Below are 2,670 nucleotides of genomic sequence, written 5' to 3' on the forward strand. Positions count from 1 at the left end.
GCCGTACCCCCGTGGCGGCCGCCCCGCCGTCCGCCGGGCCTACGGGTGGTGGACGACCTCGGGGAAGGCCCTGGACGGGCCGTCGAGCAGGTTGCCGTGGTGGCGGCCCCGCAGGTGGAGGTCGAAGAAGGCGAGCGGGTAGGCCTGTTGGATGCGGGTGCCGCGCTCGGGGTCGAGGGTGCCGACCTGGGACTGGATCTGCTCCTCGGTCATGCCGAGCAGCCGGCCCGCCTGGGGGACCAGCGTCATGTTGTCGCCGTAGGAGGGGTGGAGGGCGCCGGTGGCCTGGACGTCGAGGCGCCAGCCGCGCAGGTGGTTCCAGAAGGTCTCGACGTACGGGCTGGCGGCCCGGGTGTACTTGGCGGTCATCAGCATGAACGGGCGGTCGATGTCGGCGCCGGGGGCGGGGTTCGACTCCATCCGCCCGTCGAAGGTGAGTCCGGCGCGGATGCGCGGGTCGGCGCCCATCGCGAGGGCGACGGCGGTGCCGCCCTTGGACCAGCCGCAGGCGCCGATGTTCCGCGCGTCCAGGGCGCCGGGCAGGCCGGCCGGCAGGGGGCGGCCGTCGACGTCGGGGTTGCGGCCGTCGGCGAGGTCGACGACGCGGTCGAACAGGAAGAGCAGGTCCGCGGCGTAGTCCCTCGGGTACAGGCCGGGGGCGACGCCGTCCCGGGTGACGACGGTGCCGTCCGGGAACTCGGTGAACCCGTCATGGGTGTGGTCGACGGTGACGACGGCGAAGCCGTGACTGGCCAGCTCCTGGCACACGATGGTGTGGTCGCCGCGGTGGCCGCCCGCGCCGTGGGAGTAGAGGACGACGGGCAGCGGCCGGCCGGCGCGGTGGACGGGTGCGCCCTGGTGGCCCGCGGTGAGCGGGGTGAGCGCGAGGGGGAGCGGGAAGCCGGCGTCGTCGAGGAAGGCGCGCATCGCGCCCTCCGTCATCCAGGGGGCGAGCGGGTACGAGGCGGCGTCCGAGGCCCGGGCCGGGTACCAGACGGTGGCCATCAGCTCGCGGAACCGCCCGGGCCTGGCGTTCGGGTCCGGCCGGGACTCGGCGCGCAGGTGCAGCGGCACCATGCCCACCGGGAACGGGCCGGTGGGCGCGGTCAGGGTGAGCCGGGCGGGGGCGTCCGTGGCGGTGCCGGGCACGGCGGCGGAAGAGGGGGCGGAAGCGGGAACGGAAGAGGGGGCGGAAGCGGCCGAGGCGGCGCGGGCGAGGCCCAGCGGCGCGGCGGCACCCATCGCGAGGGCGGCGCCCAGCAGGCGCCGGCGCGGCAGCCCGGCGCGGCGGGCGAGGGGCGCGGTGTCCGTCGGTGTGGCGGTGTCCATCGGCGTGGTGTCCATGCGCCGAACGCTGTCACGGGGCGCGGATCGGAGGCGTCAGTCCACGGAGTGATCTACCGTCAGCCGGCATTGGCCCACGGGTTTACATCCCGGGGCCGATGCGGAGGCGGGGCCGGTGGGATCCACTGGGCGCAGACTCGTCGGTCCGGGCCGGAGCGGAGGGCCTCAGGAGGCCTTTCCCGGCAGTCGGATCACCGCCGAGCCGTGCACCAGGTCCACCCCGGTGCGGTTGGGCGGGGCGCCGTCCTCGTCGTCGTCGCGCAGCATCAGTGAGGACTGCCGCTCCTTGAGCTCGTGCTGCTTGCCGGCCGAGAAGGTGGCGTGCAGCTGCTCGAACCCGGTCGCGGAGACCTGCCCCTGCCGGGCGCCGGTCCGCCAGGGCAGCAGACCGGCCCGGCCGGCCCGCAGCAGCACCTGGTCGACCACCGCCAGCGCGGTGAGCAGCAGGACGAGCCCCGGCAGCGTCAGGAAGACGATGAAACCCATACGGCCAGTATCGCGGCCCGGCGCGCGGTCGGAAAGGGGCGGAGCCGGGCCGGGTGTGCGGGCCGGCCCCGTCGGCGTCGGCGGGTGAAGATCGAAATGCGCGGACGGCCGCCGCCCGCCACGGTGGGAGCGTGGCTTCGATCGTCGTCCTCTTCGAACTGGCCCCGGACCAGGCCCTCGGCGCCGAGGGCGTGAGCCCCGGTGTGGTCGCGGTGCACGCCGCGGGCCAGGACCCCGACGTCCCGGAGGACCCGCAGGCGCGCACCCTCTGCGGGCTGGACACCGCTCCGATGGAGCACTCCCACTACCGCCCCGCCAGGCCGGGCGAGCCGTGGTACCCGCCGGAGCTGGAGCAGCGGCGGTGCCGGCTGTGCGAGGTGGCGCTGCACCGGCTCTGAGGCCGACCACCCGCGGGATCAAGGAAGTTCCGGATCAGCCGGGCCGGTGGGCGACGGCGGCGAACATCGTCACCGACAGGTGGAACGCCCCGCGCGCGGCGGCCGCCGGTCGAGGTCGGTGGTGTGGAAGGGCGAGGTGGGTCGTGGCTCGGTCATGACGCCCACTCTGGGTGAGGTCCGGGGCGGGCGGCGGACGGCGCGGGCGTGCTCCTCGGCGCTCCTGGTCCCGAGGAGCGGAACGCCTGCGCCGCGTTCGTGACCGTTCGTGTCCTTCGGTTGGTTGGGGATCTTCGGTCAGGCACCGGCGAATCAGACGCCGACCGCGGTGCCGGCGTGGGCGGAAGCCGCCTGGTACTCGTCGTCGCCCTCGAACCGGGCCTCACATCCGGTGGCCAGGGTACTGGCGACGAGGCCCGCGACGAGGAGCTGGGAGCCGGAGGTC

The 2,670-nt window shown here is 75.2% G+C and carries 3 protein-coding genes; 1 reads left to right on the forward strand and 2 read right to left on the reverse strand.

Going from position 1 to position 2,670, the window contains the following annotated elements:
- Positions 1-39: 39 nt before the first annotated feature.
- Positions 40-1,344, reverse strand: a complete 1,305-nt coding sequence (locus ACFRMQ_RS39995; RefSeq protein WP_380735825.1) for an alpha/beta hydrolase family protein — start codon at positions 1,342-1,344, stop codon at positions 40-42.
- Positions 1,345-1,509: 165 nt separating this feature from the next.
- Positions 1,510-1,830, reverse strand: a complete 321-nt coding sequence (locus tag ACFRMQ_RS40000) for a DUF6191 domain-containing protein (protein WP_380735826.1) — start codon at positions 1,828-1,830, stop codon at positions 1,510-1,512.
- 131 nt (positions 1,831-1,961) lie between these two features.
- Between ACFRMQ_RS40000 and ACFRMQ_RS40005 the strand changes: the two genes are divergently transcribed.
- Positions 1,962-2,228, forward strand: coding sequence for a hypothetical protein (locus tag ACFRMQ_RS40005; protein ID WP_380735827.1), 267 nt, complete (start codon positions 1,962-1,964; stop codon positions 2,226-2,228).
- The last annotated feature ends 442 nt before the right edge of the window (positions 2,229-2,670 follow it).

Source organism: Kitasatospora sp. NPDC056783 (assembly GCF_042789895.1).
Lineage (GTDB): Bacteria > Actinomycetota > Actinomycetes > Streptomycetales > Streptomycetaceae > Kitasatospora.